Annotated in this window: 16 protein-coding genes; 10 read left to right on the top strand and 6 right to left on the bottom strand. The window is 62.3% G+C overall.

Going from position 1 to position 18,183, the window contains the following annotated elements; genetic code table 11:
* Positions 1–14 precede the first annotated feature (14 nt).
* On the top strand, positions 15–1,397 hold the full coding sequence (locus O9X62_RS10895; protein WP_269532884.1) for an FAD-binding oxidoreductase: 1,383 nt from the start codon (positions 15–17) through the stop codon (positions 1,395–1,397).
* A 30-nt stretch (positions 1,398–1,427) separates the two neighbouring features.
* Here the strand turns inward: O9X62_RS10895 and O9X62_RS10890 are convergent, their stop codons facing one another.
* The 3 genes from O9X62_RS10890 to O9X62_RS10880 form a co-directional block, all read right to left on the bottom strand.
* On the bottom strand, positions 1,428–2,075 hold the full coding sequence (locus tag O9X62_RS10890; RefSeq protein ID WP_269532883.1) for a thiol:disulfide interchange protein DsbA/DsbL: 648 nt from the start codon (positions 2,073–2,075) through the stop codon (positions 1,428–1,430).
* 51 nt (positions 2,076–2,126) lie between these two features.
* Positions 2,127–2,636, bottom strand: a complete 510-nt coding sequence (locus O9X62_RS10885; RefSeq protein WP_269532882.1) for a protein-disulfide reductase DsbD N-terminal domain-containing protein — start codon at positions 2,634–2,636, stop codon at positions 2,127–2,129.
* Between the two features lie 96 nt (positions 2,637–2,732).
* The gene (locus tag O9X62_RS10880) at positions 2,733–2,879 is read right to left on the bottom strand and encodes a hypothetical protein (RefSeq protein ID WP_269532881.1); all 147 of its coding nucleotides are present in this window, start codon (positions 2,877–2,879) and stop codon (positions 2,733–2,735) included.
* A 195-nt stretch (positions 2,880–3,074) separates the two neighbouring features.
* Between O9X62_RS10880 and modA the strand changes: the two genes are divergently transcribed.
* From modA to O9X62_RS10855, 5 genes are all read left to right on the top strand, one after another.
* Complete coding sequence (gene modA, locus O9X62_RS10875; protein ID WP_269532880.1) at positions 3,075–3,821, top strand: molybdate ABC transporter substrate-binding protein; 747 nt, start codon at positions 3,075–3,077, stop codon at positions 3,819–3,821.
* 15 nt (positions 3,822–3,836) lie between these two features.
* On the top strand, positions 3,837–4,520 hold the full coding sequence (gene modB, locus O9X62_RS10870) for a molybdate ABC transporter permease subunit (protein ID WP_269532879.1): 684 nt from the start codon (positions 3,837–3,839) through the stop codon (positions 4,518–4,520).
* Complete coding sequence (locus O9X62_RS10865; protein WP_269532878.1) at positions 4,517–5,209, top strand: ABC transporter ATP-binding protein; 693 nt, start codon at positions 4,517–4,519, stop codon at positions 5,207–5,209. The genes modB and O9X62_RS10865 overlap by 4 nt, the downstream gene beginning before the upstream one ends.
* On the top strand, positions 5,193–5,996 hold the full coding sequence (locus tag O9X62_RS10860) for a TOBE domain-containing protein (protein ID WP_269532877.1): 804 nt from the start codon (positions 5,193–5,195) through the stop codon (positions 5,994–5,996). Before O9X62_RS10865 ends, O9X62_RS10860 begins: the two co-directional genes overlap by 17 nt.
* 73 nt (positions 5,997–6,069) lie before the next feature.
* Positions 6,070–8,541, top strand: a complete 2,472-nt coding sequence (locus tag O9X62_RS10855) for an EAL domain-containing protein (protein ID WP_269532876.1) — start codon at positions 6,070–6,072, stop codon at positions 8,539–8,541.
* Here O9X62_RS10855 and O9X62_RS10850 read toward each other — a convergent pair.
* Positions 8,520–9,359 carry a DUF3750 domain-containing protein gene (locus tag O9X62_RS10850; protein WP_269532875.1) on the bottom strand — a complete coding sequence of 280 codons (840 nt, stop codon included), beginning with the start codon at positions 9,357–9,359 and terminating at the stop codon, positions 8,520–8,522. The two genes, O9X62_RS10855 and O9X62_RS10850, sit on opposite strands and share 22 nt — an antisense overlap.
* A gap of 195 nt (positions 9,360–9,554) precedes the next feature.
* On the opposite strand from O9X62_RS10850, the gene O9X62_RS10845 reads away from it, so the two are divergent.
* Together O9X62_RS10845 and katG are read left to right on the top strand one after the other, a co-directional pair.
* Positions 9,555–11,324 (top strand): PAS domain S-box protein, encoded by a 1,770-nt coding sequence (locus tag O9X62_RS10845; RefSeq protein ID WP_269532874.1) that lies wholly within the window; start codon positions 9,555–9,557, stop codon positions 11,322–11,324.
* Between the two features lie 187 nt (positions 11,325–11,511).
* On the top strand, positions 11,512–13,719 hold the full coding sequence (katG, locus tag O9X62_RS10840) for a catalase/peroxidase HPI (protein WP_269532873.1): 2,208 nt from the start codon (positions 11,512–11,514) through the stop codon (positions 13,717–13,719).
* A gap of 105 nt (positions 13,720–13,824) precedes the next feature.
* Here katG and O9X62_RS10835 read toward each other — a convergent pair whose 3' ends face one another.
* Both O9X62_RS10835 and O9X62_RS10830 read right to left on the bottom strand, forming a co-directional pair.
* A complete protein-coding gene (locus tag O9X62_RS10835) occupies positions 13,825–15,153 on the bottom strand; it encodes a DEAD/DEAH box helicase (RefSeq protein WP_269532872.1) in 1,329 nt (442 codons plus the stop codon).
* Between the two features lie 30 nt (positions 15,154–15,183).
* On the bottom strand, positions 15,184–15,762 hold the full coding sequence (locus O9X62_RS10830; protein ID WP_269532871.1) for a MarR family winged helix-turn-helix transcriptional regulator: 579 nt from the start codon (positions 15,760–15,762) through the stop codon (positions 15,184–15,186).
* Positions 15,763–16,145: 383 nt separating this feature from the next.
* Here O9X62_RS10830 and O9X62_RS10825 point away from each other — a divergent pair, with 383 nt between their 5' ends.
* Both O9X62_RS10825 and O9X62_RS10820 read left to right on the top strand, forming a co-directional pair.
* Positions 16,146–17,546 carry an HAD-IB family phosphatase gene (locus tag O9X62_RS10825; RefSeq protein WP_269532870.1) on the top strand — a complete coding sequence of 467 codons (1,401 nt, stop codon included), beginning with the start codon at positions 16,146–16,148 and terminating at the stop codon, positions 17,544–17,546.
* Positions 17,543–18,163, top strand: a complete 621-nt coding sequence (locus tag O9X62_RS10820) for a hypothetical protein (RefSeq protein ID WP_269532869.1) — start codon at positions 17,543–17,545, stop codon at positions 18,161–18,163. Before O9X62_RS10825 ends, O9X62_RS10820 begins: the two co-directional genes overlap by 4 nt.
* Positions 18,164–18,183: the final 20 nt, after the last annotated feature.

Raw genomic sequence — 18,183 nt, 5'->3', positions numbered from 1 at the left:
CCATGAGCCCCACCGTGCACCCCCTTCTAGCTGACCTTGCCCATCTGCTCCCCGCCAGCAGCCTGATCACCGATCCCGCCACGCTGGCGCCGCGGCTCAGCGATATGCGCAAGAAGCTGCAAGGTCAGGCGCTCGCGCTGGCCCTGCCGGACAGCACCGAACAGGTCGCCGCCATCGTGCGCCTGTGCCGTCAGCACGGCGTATCCATCGTGCCGCAGGGAGGCAATACCGGCTTGGTCGGCGGTGCGACGCCACTTGATGCCAACACCCTGCTGCTGGGCAGCGACAAGCTCAATCGCATCCGCGCGGTGGATCCGGTCGGGTACAGCATCACCGTGGAAGCCGGCTGCATACTGGACGACGTACACGGTGCTGCTGCCAAGGTAGATCGGCTCTTTCCACTATGGCTGGGCTCATCAGGCAGCGCGCGCATCGGCGGCCTGATCGGCACCAACGCGGGTGGCATGCAAGTGCTTCGCTACGGCACCATGCGCGAGCTCGTGTTGGGTATCGAAGCCGTATTGCCCGACGGGCGCGTCTACCAGGGCCTGCACGCGCTGCGTAAACGCAATATCGGTTACGACCTCAAGCAGTGGTTCATCGGTGCCGAGGGCACGCTAGGTTTTGTGACGGCCGCCACGCTACGGCTGTTCCCCGCTGAGCGAGGCGAGGCGGTGGCGATGGTCGCTCTGCCCGATGCCGATGCGGTGCTGGCGCTGTTTGCCGCGGCCAAGGCCCGCGTGGGCGAGGTGCTGACGGCCTTCGAGATGCTCGATCACGAGTCGTTCACGCTGATGGCACGACACTTCCCGCAAGTCGCACAACCGTTCGACCCGCTGCCGCGCTATGCGGCGTTGATTGCCCTGACGGGCGGCGAAACCGATGCCGAGCTCGAAACACGGCTCACCGAGCTGCTGGCCGATGGCGACTACAGCGACGCCGTACTCGCGCAGGACAGCACCCAGCGTGCGGCACTATGGTCATTGCGTGAATGGATACCGGACGCACAACGCAAACAGGGCCCGTCGATCAAGCATGATCTGGCCCTGCCGATTGCAGCGATTCCCGCCTTCATGCGCGAGGCCGCGGCGGCGATTGCGAAGGATTTTCCGGCTGCCCGCCCCATCGTGTTCGGCCATGTGGGCGATGGCAATCTGCATTACAACCTGGGGCTGTCACCCGAAGCAGACTTCTACGCGACCGAAGCGCGCGCCAATGCGCTGCTGTTCCCGCTAGCGCGCGCTTATGGTGGCGAGATCAGCGCCGAGCACGGTATAGGTCGCTTCCGGCGCGAACAGGCTGATCAGCTGCACGATCCGGTCGAGCGGGCGCTGATGCGTGAACTCAAGCAGCAGCTCGATCCAGATGGGCTCTTCAATCCAGGCGTGCTGATCTGATCCAACCGGATCAGATCAGCCACATCGACCTTAACGTTTGAGCGTCTTGCGTTCCTGCGCGATCAGCTGGTTGATCGTGGCGAACAGTTTTTGCTCGTTGCCCGCCTGGTGGGCCGAGGTCACGTATTTGCCGTTGACGATAAAGGTCGGCACGCTGTCGATCCGGTAAGCCTTGGTCAGCTGCTTGGCTTTACCCAGCTGGGCGGCCATGCCGAACGAGCGGTAATTGGTTTCGAACTGTGCACGATTGATGCCGCGTGCGTTCACCCAGGTCATCAGCGTCTTCTCGTCGCGCAATTCCATGCGGCCGCCATGAATCGCATCAAAGGCCGCGCGCTGGTGCGCCCCGACGATACCCATGGTCCGCAAGGTTGCAAACAGCTTGGCGTGGCCGTCCATATCGCTGCGGCCATCCCAGAGTGCATGCTCGCGGCGGAACACCACATCGGCCGGCAGGGTCTTCTCCCAGGCTTCCACATAGGGCTCCAGCTGGTTGCAGTGACCGCAGCCATACCAGAAGAACTCGATCACCTCGATCTTGCCTGGCGTGGCCGTGGCTTGGGGGCTGGCGAGACGCGAGTAAGGCTCGCCGTGGTTACCTGCCGCCATGAGATTGAGGCCGGTCAGGGTAAGGCCCAGTGCCAGGGCGGTACGGACAAAATGGCGTTTGCTGTTCATGAATCGGGATTCCTGTTTGGAAAAGGTTCGTCAGGGAATGAGGCAGATCGGTCAGGGCAGGGTCAGCACCTGGGTTTGCGGCGGATAGCACAGGCCGCGTGTCTCGAAACAGCCCTGGCTGCGGGCCAGCAATTTGATCGGGCCGGCAGGCTTGCCCTCCAGTGTCAGCAGCACGCTGAACGGCTGGGTATAGACGGGCACGCTGCCGAATTCAGGATCCTGCTTGATCTCGGGCTGGGGGTAATCCACCCGGCTGATGCGCACACCCGGCGTGTCTTTAAGCGCCAGCTGCAATCGGTCCTTATAGACGTAATACGCCGGCGCGACACCGATCTCGACGCGAACCGTCTGCCGGTCCAGTCGCTTGGCCTTGACCGGAAAGGCCTGTTCCGGCGGCAAAGGCTCGGTGGAGGCGGCTCTGGGTTTGACCAGATTACCCAGCCAATCGGCCCGTACCGGGCTGTGGACCAGCAACAAGGCCGTCACCACCAGCACGTAAAGCAGCGCGGTCAGATGCCACTTGGGATGCGCACTGGCGGCGGGCAAAGAAAACATCGGCATGAGGAGTCGTTCGGATCAGTGGCAACAGGCAAGTTGAGACCACGGTGCGGCGGCAGGGTTCACTGACATGGCGGCTTGGTCAGATCGCCATGCAACCTAATTGAAGGCCCCGTATTTGAAGAACACGCTGACGATGAAACCGGCCACCACCACGAACAGCACGATGGCGGTGCGCAGGTTGCGGCGGCGCATCAATCGTTGCTGTGCATCCTGGCTGGGCAGGCTGGATTCCTGATCTGACATCGAACTTCCCTTGGGGCAAACATGAGGGGCTGGTGGTAAGGGCTTGCAGCCTGGACCACCGCAACAGTCGCCATGGTACCGAAGGGTCGGCGGCAGAGCACGCGTCGCCACCCCGTGCATACGCCGAACGGACTATTTTCCACCGGCATATACCCAGCTATATTTCGGGCATCAACTTGAACGAATGGTCTGGTCATGCTCCTGCGCGCCCTGCTGCCTGCCCTGATCTGCCTCGCCTTGCTACCCGCGCAGGCTGCCGACATTACCGTCTCTGCCGCCGCCAGCCTGGGTAATGCCTTCCAGCAAATCGCCCGTCTCTACGAGGCCCAATACCCCGACGCCAAAGTGGCCTTGAACCTCGGCGCATCGGGCGCGCTTTTGCAGCAGATCGCCAAGGGCGCACCGGTCGATGTGTTTGCCTCGGCCGATCAGGAAACGATGGATCAGGCACAACAGCTGCAACTAGTCACAGCCAAGGCCCGACATGACTTCTGCACCAATCAGCTGGTCGTGGTGACGCCAGCAGACAGCAAGCTTCCCCTGCAGCAGCTGACCGATCTGGCCAAACCCGCCGTGCAGCGCATCGCCATCGGCCTCCCGACCACCGTGCCCGCCGGCCGCTATGCCCGCCGGGCGCTCGATGTGGCGCAGCTCTGGCCGGCCATCGCGGCACGCGTGATTCCTGCCCAGAATGTCCGCCAGGCACTCGACTACGTGGCGCGGGGTGAAGTGGATGCCGGCTTTGTCTATGCCACCGATGCCCTGCTCCTCAAGGACAAAGTCCGGGTCGCCTTCACCGTGCGGCTGGATCAGGCGATCCGTTATCCGATTGCACCGCTGAATACCAGCGCCCATGCCGCCGAAGCCCGGCGCTTTGTGGCCTATGTACGTTCCCCTGCCGGGCAGGCCGTGCTGGCACAACATGGCTTCATGAAGCCCTGATCAGGTCGACCGCCCATGGACGCCATCCCCTCGGCACTGCTCATCTCGCTCAAGGTCGCCTTCTGGGCCACGGCCATCGATCTGGTGCTAGGTGTTGCCGTTGCCTGGCTCCTGGCACGCAAGCGCTTCATCGGGCGTGAGTTGCTCGATACCTTGTTAACACTCCCCATGGTGTTGCCACCCACCGTCCTCGGCTATTACCTGCTGGTGCTCGTGGGGCGAAACGGCTGGCTGGGGGGCTGGTTGCAATCGCAATGGGGCATCAACCTGATCTTCAGCTGGCAAGGAGCCGTACTCGCTGCGGCCGTGGTGGCCTTTCCGCTGGTTTTCAAACCGGCCCGCGCGGCCTTCGAGATGGTGGATACCCAGCTCGAAGGCGCAGCCACGGTGCTGGGCGTAAGCGCCATCGGCGTGTTCTGCCGGGTGACCCTCCCCTTGGCATGGCGCGGCATCATGGCCGGCGTGCTGCTGGCCTTTGCCCGTGCGCTGGGAGAGTTCGGCGCCACCCTGATGGTGGCTGGCAGCATTCCCGGCAAGACACAAACGCTGTCGATTGCAGTCTATGAGGCCGTGCAGGCCGGACAAGATGCACTGGCCAATACGCTGGTGGCCATCATTTCGGTTTGCTGCATTGCCATCCTGCTCACCGCCACCTGGCTATCTCCCGGCCACAGCGCGCGGCGCATGGGGGCGGCATGAGTCTGGAGCTCGATATCCGTACCACCCTGCGCGCGGGATCGCGGCGTTTCGAGCTGGCGGTGCAATGGCAATCGCAAAGCCAGCGCATCGTCGTGCTGGGCAATTCCGGTGCGGGCAAGAGCCTGCTGCTCAAAACCATCGCCGGGCTGCATGCACCGGATGCCGGCCAGATCCGCCTGGGCGGTCGTTTGCTGGTCGATACACAGCGTCGCGTGTCGGTGCCGGCGCGGCATCGCCAGCTCGCTTATGTGTATCAGGACTACGCGCTATTCCCGCATCTGGACGTGCGCCAGAACGTCGCATTTGGCCTGTATCGTGGCTGGCGCAACCCTCCCCGCACGCTGCGGGATCCGGACGTGGAGCACTGGCTGAGCACCATGCAGCTGCAGGAGCTCGCCCACCAGTTCCCCGTCGAGCTGTCAGGGGGGCAGCGGCAGCGTGTGGCACTGGCCCGCGCCCTGCTCACCCAACCAAAAGCCCTGCTGCTGGATGAGCCCTTTGCCGCGCTCGATACCGCACTGCGCGCACAGATGCGCCAGGAGCTCGATGCCTTGCAACGCCAACTGGCCATCCCGATGATCCTGATCACGCACGATCCCGAAGATGCCACCGCACTCGGGGGCGATACCCTGTACCTGCACAACGGCCAGCTTGCCGTGCCGGAGCGCGCTGATGTCCGCGCAGATTGAACTCCAAGGGGCGGTCTGGTTGACCGTCGACGGCGAGAAATTCGGCAGCAGCGCCCGGATCGATCTGCTCGCCGCGATTGCGGATTGTGGCTCCATCACCCATGCGGCCAAGGCGGTGAAACTCAGCTACAAAGCGGCCTGGGATGCGATCGACAGCATGAACAATCTGGCGGGCGAGCCGCTAGTGGAGCGCATGACCGGCGGCAAGGGCGGTGGCAGCACCCGGCTCACCGCGCGGGGCACCCAGCTTGTCGGCAACTTCCGGGCCATCGATAGCGCCCACCGTGCCTTCCTGCAGCAACTGAGCCAGCAAGCCGGTCATCTGGCTGACGATTACGCCCTGATCCGGAGGATGAGCATGCGTACCAGCGCCCGCAACCAGTACCTTGGCAAGGTCTCGCGCATCCGTCAGGGTGCCGTGAACGACGAGGTCGAACTCATCATCACGGGGGGCCATACGCTGGTGGCCGTGATTACCCGCGAGAGCACCGCCAGCCTGGGCCTGCACGAAGGCAGCGATGCCTATGCCCTGGTGAAATCCTCGTCGGTGATGCTGGCCTGCGGCGAGAGCGACGTGCGTTACTCGGCACGCAACCAGCTGGCCGGCACGGTCAGCCGTATCGTGCCCGGCAGCATCAACCATGAAGTCACCCTCAGCCTGCCGGGGGGCAGCAGCATTGCCGCCATCATTACGCGGGAAAGCTGCGACGCACTGGGTCTCGCGGAAGGCCAGCCTGCCGTGGCATTGTTCAAGGCGGCCAGCGTCATCCTGGCCGTACCCGCCTGAGTACACCCATGGCCACGTGGCTATCGTGGTCTTTCCTGATGGTCGCACCGGAACGGGCATCTATACTGTGCCCATGCTCAACCCTTCCGCCTTGCTGCGCATTCTCTCGGGTCACCCCTACCGCATTGCCGCCGCCAGCTGCGCGCTCATTCTGCTGGGCCTGATCCTTGAACTGACGGTCGCCGAGCACCTGCGGATTCCCGACTACGGTGGCTGGCACAGCCTGCTGGAGGCGCTGTCCATCAGCATCAGCTTTGCGGTTGCCATGATGGCGGGCCTGTATACCCGCGGAGCGCCGCGCTACCCCTTGTTTGCGGTTGGCTTCCTGCTGGTTGCCCTGCTCGATGGTCTGCATCTGGTGTCCTATGCAGGCCAGCCGGACTTTTTCTCTCCCGCCACCACCCAGAAAGCCATCGTGCCGTGGCTGGCCGCGCGGTTTGTGCTGGCGCTGACCTTTGCCCAGCTGCTGCTGCCTACCCGCTGGCAGCAAAGGCTGGTGTTCCCGTTTGGCATTGGCGGCATCGTAATCGCGATCTGGGGCGTCGCGCTGCCCGATACCCTGCCTGCGCTGTATGTACCGGGCAGCGGCCTGACCCTGCTCAAGCAGGTACTCGAATGGTCGGTGTGCCTTATCTATCTGGCGCTGGCATGGGGCATACGCTTGATGTTGCCACGCAATAACCCGAACGACTGGCTGGCCGCAGGGCTGCTGGTACTGGGCTGTGGCGAGCTGCTGTTCAGTGTCTACAGGCAGGCCGACAGCGTGGCCAACGGCATGGGGCATCTGTTCAAGCTGCTGGGTCAAGGCTTTTTCCTGATCAGCCTGCTGCAGTCCCGGGTGATCACGCCCTATCGCGAGCTGGAATTCTCGCAACGGCGTCTGCGCGAGAGCGAATCCCGCCTCAATGCCTTGTTCAAGGGTGCCCCCGTCGGGGTACTGCTGGTCGACAACGATGGCAACATCGTCCACAGCAATGCCCGTGCAGATACCATCTTCAGCGCCACGGCCGGCCTCAAGGGCTACAGCGTGGATCAGCTGCTGCCATTCGGGCACCGTCACGCCCACGCACAGAAGCGGGCCGAGTACCTGAGCCATGCCGACACCCGCAGTATGAGTAACCGGCCCATTCTGGCCGGCCAGCGGCTGGATGGCGAGATGCTCAATGTACAGGTGGCGCTGTCGCCCATTGAATGGGAAGGGCAGAGCATGACAGCGGCGTTTGTCAGCGATGTCAGCCAGCAGGTCGAGCAGATGCGCCACCTGGAATGGCTGTCGGAACACGATCCGCTGACCGCGCTGCCCAACCGCACTGCCGCCAACATGATGATCTCCGCCATGTTTGCCGCCCGCGACCGCAAGATCGTGGTGGTGGTGAGTCTGGATGCCCTGAAGAACATCAACCAGGTGTTCGGCCATGAAACCGGCGACAGGCTTTTGCAGGCGGCCGCCGACCGGCTTCGCGCTGCCTTGCGCCCTGGTGAGATGCTGGCACGACTGGAAGGCGATAACTTCCTGCTGCTGCTACCCCGCAATGACGACAGCGATACCCGTGCGCAGGCGCTTCTGGCCAGCCTGGATGCGCCGTTTGTGCTGTCGGATGAGGTCACGCTGCAGGTGCGTGTATCGGGCGGGCTGTGCTATCTGCCCGAGGACGGCGATAGCGCCGAGCAGTTCCTTCAGCACGCGGAACTGGCGCTCGCCTCCGCCAAGCGCAGCCAGAAACGGGGGCTGGTGGGATTCGAGGCCGCGCAGCCCGATCGCAGTCGCCGCTGGCTGGATCTGGCGGGTCGCCTGCAGGGCGCCATTGCCAACCATGAGTTGCATCTGGTCTATCAGCCACGCATCGCACTGGCGACCAACACCGTGGCAGGGTTCGAGGTATTGGTGCGCTGGGACAGCGGCGGCGCCGCCATCAGCCCGGCAGAGTTCATTCCCATTGCCGAGGAATCGGGGCAAATGCCCGATCTGGGACGCTGGATATTCAACACCGCGTTCGACCAGCTGGCGCAGTGGCAGGCACAGGGACTGGATGTCGGTTGCGTGGCCATCAATCTGTCCACCCAGCAGATGGCCGACAACTCCCTTGCCGCTTTTCTGGCTGAGCGCCTAGCGGCGCAGGGGCTGGATGCCAGCAAGCTGGAGCTGGAAATCACCGAAACCGCCGCCATGGAGAACCTGGACTGGGCCATCCCGCGCATGGCCACTCTGCGCCAGCTGGGCTTCCAGATTGCCCTGGACGACTTCGGTACCGGCTACTCCTCACTCGCCTATCTGCAGAGTCTGCCTTTGGCCGTGCTCAAGATCGACATTGCCTTTGTCAGCCGGCTCGACGACCCGGCAGGTCAAGCAGTAGCGCAGACCATCATTGCACTGGCGCAGAGCCTGGGCCTGCGCACGGTGGCAGAAGGGGTGGAAACAGCGGCCCAGCGGACCTGGCTGCATGAGCATCAATGTGACGAAATCCAGGGTTTCCTGGAGTCCCGTCCCATCCGCGCCGAGGCTGTGCCCGAGTTGCTTGCCCGCTATGCACCGCCGGCTGACTGAGGGGGTGTAGCGGATTCGACTGCCGCAGGCGCCGAGCCGACGGGCTCCGCCACGGTGTCGTCCCACCCCAGGCGCCCCACAAAGGGCAGGCGCAGCGCCGGGCGATTCAGATCCAGCCCGAAGTTGAGACCGATCAGGTTCAGCTCCAGGCCCTCCTGTACCCCGATACTCATCCCCAGCAATCCCAACAAAGAAAACTGCACTCCAGCACCCGATGACGACAGGCCCACCGGCTGCGTCAGCGGCCGGTAATCCTTGCCGATGGCGTTGGCGGGCAGGTCGAGCTTGAGGGCCGGCACTTCACGGCCGATATGCGCCAGAAAGGTGTTGCTGTTGGGGCCGGGATAGCTACGGTACTCACTGGCGTAGGGATAACTCGCCACTGCAGCTTCGATATCGCCAATCATGCCCGCGGCACTGGCACCGCGATGATCCACCAGCAAGCGGGGCGTGGCGCCATACCAGAGACCGTCCGCAACGGCGTAATTCCGCTGTACCACCTCGGGCCGCCGCCACCCCACCACGTCGTAACGCGTGTACGCCTGCTCCCCGGCACGCTTGTAGATGATCCAGGGATGCACCGCGAAAGCACCGCGCCAACCATAAGTCGACGCCGCATACACCTGCACGATGGCCTCATCGGCATGGCGTACCGGGTCAGGCGCGATCCCTGCCGAATGCCGCGGCGCCGTCCGCCAGCTACGTTCACCCGAAGCCGGGCTCGCCGCCATTACCGAGGCTACGCTGAGCGCAAAGGAAACCGCGGTCAGCAACAAGCCGCCCAGACCCAAACGGCGGAGAGAAATCCGGTTCGACATCGTCTATCCATGACATGGCAAAAGGGTGTTTGAACACGCCAGCGGCGCCGGGTTCCCCCACGGCACCAACCCGCAACCCAACAAAATAATTGTTTGCTAATATATTAATTATCAACAAGGTGGGGTGCAGCGATTGTGCGACGGAATAGCGATCGCAGTGCCGCACACCAATTACCCCGCTCATGGGAGTCCTACATGCTTTCACTGCTCCGCAACTGGTTCAACGCCACAGACACGGTCCGCGCACTGAATAGCGCCCAGGCCGTCATACAGTTCAAGACCGACGGAACGATAGAGACCGCGAATCCGATTTTTCTCGGCTTGATGGGCTACACGCTAGATGAGATTCGCGGCAAGCATCATCGCATCTTTGTAGAACCAGCCGAGGCCGGGTCTGCCGGCTATCGCGACTTCTGGGCCAAGCTGGCGCAAGGCAAGGCACAAACGGCCTGCTTCAAACGCTTTACCAAAAGCGGCAAGGAAGTCTGGATTCAAGCGTCCTACGTGCCCATTCTCAGGGGCAACCAGGTCACGAGCGTCATCAAGTTTGCGACCGAAGTGACCGCGCAGGTCCTGCAGAACGCTGATTACTCGTCGCAGATTGCGGCCATAAGCCGGTCACAGGCGATTATCGAGTTCGATACCGACGGCATCATCCTCAATGCCAACGAGAACTTCCTGCACTTGACCGGCTACCGGCTCGACGAGATCAAGGGCCAGCATCACCGCATGTTCGTGGCTCCGGACGAGGCGGCGAGCCAGGACTACAGCAACTTCTGGCATCGGCTGAGGCAAGGTGAGTACCAGTCTGCCGAGTACAAGCGATTCGGCAAGGACGGCCGGCCTGTCTGGATACAGGCTACCTACAATCCGATCAAGACACCGGATGGCCGCATCATCAAGGTGGTCAAGTACGCCACGGATATCACTGAGGATATTCGTCGGCGCGAGGAGTTCCAGCTGCTGTCCCTTGTCACGCATGAATCGGACAACTCGGTGATCATCACCGATGCCAATGGGCGGATCATTTTTGTGAATGCGGGGTTCACCGCCATGACCGGCTTCAGCGCTGACGAAGTCAAGGGCCGAAAACCCGGCGAATGCCTGCAAGGACCGGGCACTGACAAAGCCACGGTGGCGCGGATCAGCAAGGATCTAGCGGCACGCAAGCCCCTGGTGGAAGAAATCCTCAATTACGACCGGAACGGCAAGCCTCACTGGGTTTCACTGGCCATCAACCCGGTGTTCAATCAGCAAGGTCAGCTTGAACGCTTCATTTCGATCCAGACCGACATCACCAACACCAAAGAACAGTCGCTGGAGTACACCAAGCGCCTTGAGGCCATTGGTCTGCATAACGGCGTAGGTGAGTACGATCTAGATGGCAATCTGCTGACCGCGAATCAATACATCATTGACCATCTTGGTTACCCCTCGCTGGAAGCATTGCTGCCGCGTTCCCGCAACCTCAGGGAAATCGCTGGTGAGGAAGTATTCCGGCGATTGCGGAGTGGCGAAGACCATGTCGGGGAATTCATCCTGCTCGATATCCACGGTGAGGAGCACCAGTTCACCGGCACGCTCTGTCCGATCCAGAACTCGGAGGGCAATCTGCGCCACATTGTGGCCTATGGCACGGATGTCAGCGCCAAAATCCAGGCGCAGCGTGTCACGGACGAAGAGATGAAGGAAGTGATTGCCTCCACCTCAGAAATCACCCAGATCATCGGCGTCATCAACGCCATTTCCTCTCAGACCAATCTGCTGGCGCTCAATGCCGCCATCGAAGCCGCCCGCGCGGGTGAAGTGGGTCGTGGCTTTGCCGTCGTCGCTGACGAGGTACGCAAACTGGCCGAGCAATCCGCCAGCTCGGCAGACCGTATAGCCGGGCTGGTCACGCGGACCCGCCAGCGCGTGGAAAATCTGGCTGAGTCGCTACGCCGGCTGAACAACGCGGATATATAAATCGGCTTCTCATCAGCCGGGAGGATGTTGCTGCCGTGCGAGCATTTGACGCTATTGGATTTAACAATTCAATAGCACTAAAGCTATTGCGCTGATTTGTAAATGCAATTTGCTCTCATGGGGTACGGATACCAAACTGCATCACGTGATCGACCTACCCGACACTCGCAGACCAAGGAGACCTCCCATGACAGCAGAAGCCAAGTGCCCGTTTTCAGGCGCCATGCAGCACGCCGGTAACGCCGTTGCCGGCGCCAAAGGCAACCGCGACTGGTGGCCCAACCAGCTCAACCTGAACGTCCTGCACCAGCATTCCAGCAAGGTCAGCCCTTTGCCTGCGGATTTTGACTACGCCAAGGCATTCCAGTCACTGGACCTTGATGCCCTGGTGGCTGATCTGAAAGCGTTGATGACCGATTCGCAGGACTGGTGGCCCGCCGATTATGGCCATTACGGCCCACTGTTCATCCGCATGGCCTGGCATGCAGCAGGGACCTACCGGATTGCGGATGGTCGCGGCGGCGCGGGCACCGGTGCACAGCGCTTTGCCCCGCTCAATAGCTGGCCCGATAACGGCAACCTCGATAAGGCGCGCCGGCTTCTCTGGCCAATCAAGCAAAAATACGGGGACAAGATTTCCTGGGCAGACCTGATGATCCTGACCGGCAATGTCGCGCTGGAGTCCATGGGCTTCAAGACCTTCGGCTTTGCCGGTGGTCGCCCCGATATCTGGGAACCCGAACAGGACATCAACTGGGGGCCAGAAGCCGAATGGCTGGCCACCAGCGACAAGCCCGGCGGGCGCTATTCCGGCAATCGTGAACTCGCCAACCCGCTGGCGGCAGTACAGATGGGCCTGATCTACGTGAATCCCGAAGGCCCGGATGGCAACCCGGACCCCGTGGCATCCGGCCGAGATGTGCGCGAAACCTTTGCCCGCATGGCGATGAATGACGAAGAAACCGTGGCACTGGTTGCCGGTGGCCACACCTTCGGCAAAGCGCATGGTGCGGGTGATCCCAAGCTGGTAGGCGCGGAACCCGAAGGCGCCGGGATCGAACACCAAGGGCTGGGCTGGATCAATGCCTTCGGCACCGGCAAGGGGGCTCACACCACCACCAGCGGCATCGAAGGCGCATGGAAGCCTAATCCCACGACCTGGGACAACGGTTACTTCGACATGCTGTTCGGTTACGAGTGGGCGCTGACAAAGAGCCCCGCAGGTGCGCACCAGTGGGTAGCCCAGAATGTGAAGCCGGAGCACCTGATTCCGGATGCACACGACCCCAGCAAAAAGCACCCGCCGATGATGACGACGGCCGACTTGTCGCTGCGTTTCGACCCGGCTTACGAAAAGATTTCCCGCCGCTTCCACCAGAACCCCGCCGAGTTTGCCGATGCCTTTGCGCGTGCCTGGTTCAAGCTGACCCATCGCGATATGGGACCGCGCGCGCGTTATCTGGGCAAGCTCGTGCCCAAGGAAGAACTGATCTGGCAAGACCCGATCCCAGCCGCCAGCGGCCCGCAGCTCGACGCGAAGGATATCGATACCCTCAAAGCGCAGGTGTTGGCATCGGGCCTGAGCACGGCGCAACTAGTCAACACGGCCTGGGCCTCTGCCGCCAGTTTCCGCGGTAGCGACAAGCGCGGTGGTGCCAACGGCGCGCGTATCCGTCTGGCCCCGCAAAAGGACTGGGAGGTGAACCAGCCTGCCGAATTGGCCAAGGTGCTGGCCAGCCTGGAAAGTATCCAGCAGGCGTTCAACGCCGGCGGCAAGCAGGTCTCGCTGGCTGATCTGATCGTGCTTGCGGGTGGTGCGGCGATCGAAGCCGCTGCCAAGCAGGCCGGTCACGTGATCAGTGTGCCCTTCCACCCGGGCCGCACCGATGCCACCCAGGCTCAGACCGATGTGGACTCGTTTGCGGTACTCGAACCCAAGGCCGACGGCTTCCGCAACTATGCACGCAAGGGGCTGGAAAACATGGCTGCCGAGCTAATGATCGACAAGGCCCAGTTGCTGAACCTGAGTGCACCCGAAATGACTGCACTGGTCGGTGGTTTGCGCGCACTGGATGCCAACACGGGCCGGCGTCCGCATGGCGTGTTCACCAAACGTCCCGGCGTGCTCAGCAACGACTTTTTCATCAATCTGCTGGACATGAACACCCGCTGGCAGCGCTCTGCCACAGAGGCGGGGGTACTGGAAGGCCGTGATCGCCAGACCGGCGCAATCAAATGGACCGGCACGGTGGTGGACTTGGTCTTCGGCTCGAACTCGCAGCTGCGTGCCATCGCCGAGGTATACGCGAGCCGCGATGGTGAACAGCGCTTCCTGCAAACCTTTGTGGCCGCCTGGACCAAGGTCATGGAGGCCGACCGGTTCGATCTGAAGTAAGCGACGCCCAACCCGGCCGTCCAACAAAAAGCCCACCCGCAAAGGGTGGGCTTTTTGTTGCTATCCACGCCGGGGTATCAGACCACGCCATCGGCATCTCGCTAGCTAGCGGGACCAAGGTGATTTGGGGGGCTTGGGCTTGGCCAGGCTGGCCTCCGGCTTACCCGACTTGGGTTTGGACGTGGACTTGGGCGCGAGCTTGGGGGCAGCGGGTGCAGCGATACCCGGCACCTTGGGCTTCTTCTGCTTCTTGGGCTTCTTGACCAGTTGCCCGCGAGCGTCGGTCATGGGCACACGATGCGCCGGGATGAAACCCGGCTCCTCATGGCGGGGCAGCATTTGCTGGGTCAGCACTTCAATGGCAGCGAGCTGCTGTACCTCGTCGGCACAGACCAGCGAGATCGCCTCGCCCTGTGCGCCCGCTCGACCAGTGCGGCCTATGCGGTGCACATAGTCTTCGGCCACGATGGGCAAGTCCAGGTTCACCACCAGGGGCAAGTCATCGATATCCAGGCCGCGCGCGGCCACATCGGTGGCGATCAGCAACTGCACCTCGCCAGCCTTGAACCGTGCCAAGGCCCGCAAACGGGCTGGCTGGTTCTTGTCGCCGTGGATCGCATCCACTTGCAGGCCGCGTTCGGTCAGTACGTCGACCAGCTCATCCACGCCCTTGCGTGTCTTCACGAATACCAGCACCTGCCCCCAGCGTCGCTCGGCCAGCAGGTGACAAAACAGCTCGGCCTTGCGCTTCTTGTCCACGGTGATGACCGACTGCCTCACGCTGCGCGTGGTGGTATTGCGCGGGCTGATATCCACGCGCAATGGGTCATGCAATAGCGTATCCGCCATTGCCCGGATCGCCTCCGAAAAAGTGGCCGAGAACAGCAGGGTCTGGCGTCGCCGCGGGACGGCATTGAGCACGGCATTGAGTTCGCGCGAGAAACCCAAGTCCAGCATCCGGTCGGCCTCATCCAGCACCAGTAGCTGCACCTGATTGAACTTGACCGCGTTCTGACCATACAGGTCCATAAGACGCCCCGGCGTGGCCACCAGCACATCCACGCCCCGGCGCAGCTTCATCATTTGCGGGTTGATGCTCACCCCGCCATAGGCCACCAGATAACGCAACGGCAAAAACTGGCCATAAGCACGGAAGCTCTCGTACACCTGTTCCGCCAGTTCACGGGTCGGCACCAGCACCAGTGCACGCACCGCGTTGCTGCCGACCGGCCGGCCATCCTCAACCAAACGTTGCAGCAGTGGCAGGGCAAAGCCGGCTGTCTTGCCCGTACCGGTCTGGGCGGCAGCCATCACATCGCGGCCGGCAAGTACAGCGGGTATCACGGCGGCCTGCACGGGGGTGGGGGTGCGGTACGCCAGCGTGTCGGTGGCACGCAGCAGAGGTTCAATCAGGCCGAGGGCAGCAAAAGTCATGGTATCGCCGAAAAAGAAAACAGGCCGGATTCAGGCAACGGCATCATCGCCGCCCGCGCTATGTGCCGTCTTGGAGCGGGGCGCTTTCGGGGGCTTTGCGGCAGTCTCTGCAGCGGGCTGTGCCGCAATGTCCGCCAGCGGAATATTGCCGCCACGTGGGTCGATGTGATCGCCCATCAGATCAATCAGCTCGTTGAGGTGCTGTGCCAGACCTGCTAACCGGGTCGGGTCCAGCCGGGACAGGGCATCGGGCAGGACCCCGCGTATCGGCTGTGGCGCCTTGCGATACAGTTGCTCACCCGCCTCGGTGGGATACAGCAACACTACCCGCTGATCCAGTTCGCCTCGCTGACGCCGGATCAGACCAAGCTGCACCAAGCCCTCGACCAGATTGCTGGCCGTGGACTGATGAATCGTCATCGCTTTGGCCAGTTCGGTGACTCGCAATCCAGGCGCCTCCACGACCTTGGCTAGGGCCCATAGCTGCGATCCGGACACCCCGCACAGCGCTTCGACCGATTGAAAATGCTTGCGGACCGACTGGAATATCACCCGGAATTGCTTGAGAACGTCAGCTTCCCGATGGGATTCGCGGTGAGAGGCAGGCATGGCGTTAGGTAAGGCGAGGGAAGGATACCCACTAGTTTAATGGGAATGCCTGATCGTAGCGGTGCGATGTATAATTACATTTGTACAAATTGAAATGCCGTCCTGCCTGTTCCTCTCGGCTGCCAATCTGCAGGCTTGGCGCGGCACCGAGGGAGCGCTTGGCCTGGCGGGATCTTTGGGATCAATCCTTCGTCCAAGTGATGCTCTCTGCAGGCACACGGGCCAAAAAAAATGCAGCGCCTGAAGGCGCTGCGCAATGCTCTGGATGCTCCTCGCCCCGAGAGGCGTCGCGTTACCGCGAAAAGGCAAAGTAGCACGCACCATTACATTTGTGCAAATGCACCACCCTCGCGGCGGTATCTATCCCATATCGGAGACCCATCATGCTGACTGTCGCCATCCCCGCCCTCAATGAGGCTGAAAACATTCAGACCGTGATCCGGTTTGCGCTCACACATCCAGCCGTGACCAAGGTCGTGGTGGTAGATGATGGCTCGATTGACGATACGGTCATGCTCGCGCGCGCAGCAGGCGCGCATGTGATCACCAGCACCCTGCTAGGCAAAGGTCCCTCCATGCGGGACGCCCTGACCGAAGTGCATACGGATTTCGTGCTCTATCTCGATGCCGATATGCGCCGCCTTGACCCTGCACTGATCGACCGCATGCTGGCACCACTCCATGGAGGCGCGGATTTCGTCAAGGCGCGCTTTAGCCGTGCCTCGGGCCGAGTGACGGAGCTGACTGCACGCCCCCTGCTCAAGACCCTGTTCCCCGAGCTGTCTGCTTATGGTCAACCTCTAGGCGGCATCATGGCGGCACGCACCGAACTGCTCACCCGGCTGCACTTCGAAGATGACTTCGGGGTGGATGTGGGGCTGCTGATCGACGCCCACTTCATGGGTGCCGCTGTGGTGGAGGTGGATGTGGGCCTGGTGGAGCACGACAGCAAGCCGCTGGATCAGCTCGGCAAGATGGCGATCGAGGTCAGCCGGGCGATCCTGCGTCGGGCTGAGATGGTGGGCCGGCTCAAACCCGAGCTGCTGCTCGAGATCATGGAACATGAGCGGCAGCTCAGTGCGGAGATCGAGGTGATCGCCCACGCCATTGAGCCCGGCGGAAAACTGGCGCTATTCGACATGGATGGCACCTTGCTCGAAGGTCGTTTCATCGAGCATCTCGCCGCGGCAGCCGGGTTGGACAAGGTGCTAGCCGAGCTACTGGATCATCACGAACTGGATGCAGCCACGCGCACCGCCAGCATCGCTCGCGCACTCCAAGGCGTACCCAAGGACTTGTTCGTCAAGGTCGCCAAATCGATCCCGCTGCAAGCCGGCGCCGTGGAAGCCGTGGTGGCCCTACGGCGGCAGGGTTACCGCGTAGGATTGGTGACAGACAGCTATTTCATCGCCGCAGACATTGTCCGCAAACGGGTTTTTGCTGATTTCGCGGTAGCACATGTGCTGAGTTTCAGTAACGGCGAGGCGACGGGCGAGATTCGCATCAATGACCTGTTCCGTCACGAACAAGGCTGCATGGCACACCCCATCTGCAAGCGGAATGTGCTGGTCCATCTTGAAGACTTTAGCGGCATGCCGTTCCGGCACTCCCTGATGGTCGGTGACGGTGACAACGATATCTGCCTGATCCGCAGCGTGCACCAAGGGTTCGCCTACCGCCCCCGTTCCCCACTGGTGCGCATGGCCGGCTTGCCCCTCACGCACCTGGGCGAGCTGGGCCCACAGGTTCAGGCAAGCACCGGCGGCATGAGGGTAACAGCATGATCACACTCGCTGACCCGACGCCATGGCAGACCGCGCCGATTGCCCGCCAGTCCATATGGCTGGCCTGCCTGACCGTACTCACGATCCTGACAGCGCCCGTGCATGCGCTGCAAGGCGAGCCCCCAGTGGTCTCAACACCCATCGACAGCACAGCGCCGGTGACCGAAACCGAGACACCGCCACTGCGGGCAGAGCTGCAAGGCGTGGAGTACGTTCGCGCCTTCGTCGCACCTGTGCAATTGGGAGAACATTGGCGTCTGGTGTATCAGCTTGCGCACACCCCCAGCGCTGGCGATATGCTGATTCTGGCTAAAGGGGCACAACACGTTGCCGTGTATGCCCGGCAGATTGCACAGCTACCCGGCAAGGCAGCACGCTATGCCCTGACAGAAAGCCAGGACCTCCCCACCCTGCCGGCCCATGCGCGTTTGGCTCGCTGCAGCTTGCCGGGAGAATCCACCCGCTCCGCCATCGTGCTTTCGGGACGCGTCGCTGGGCCTACCCAGCGCGTGTGGGGCGTACGGATCGATGACCGCGCGCGCTTGGCGGCACTATCCGCCACCGAACTGGCGAGTGTGCATTGCCTCAAGCAAGGGGTGACCGTGCAGATAAAGTAGCGGGCGCAGCCCTACCGCCG

Origin of the sequence: Chitinimonas sp. BJYL2 (assembly GCF_027257935.1) — a bacterium.
In the GTDB taxonomy this organism is placed as follows: Bacteria; Pseudomonadota; Gammaproteobacteria; order Burkholderiales; family Chitinimonadaceae; genus Chitinimonas.
The sequence above is the reverse complement of the archived record's forward strand: the minus strand, read 5'-3'. Positions and strand labels throughout refer to the sequence as shown.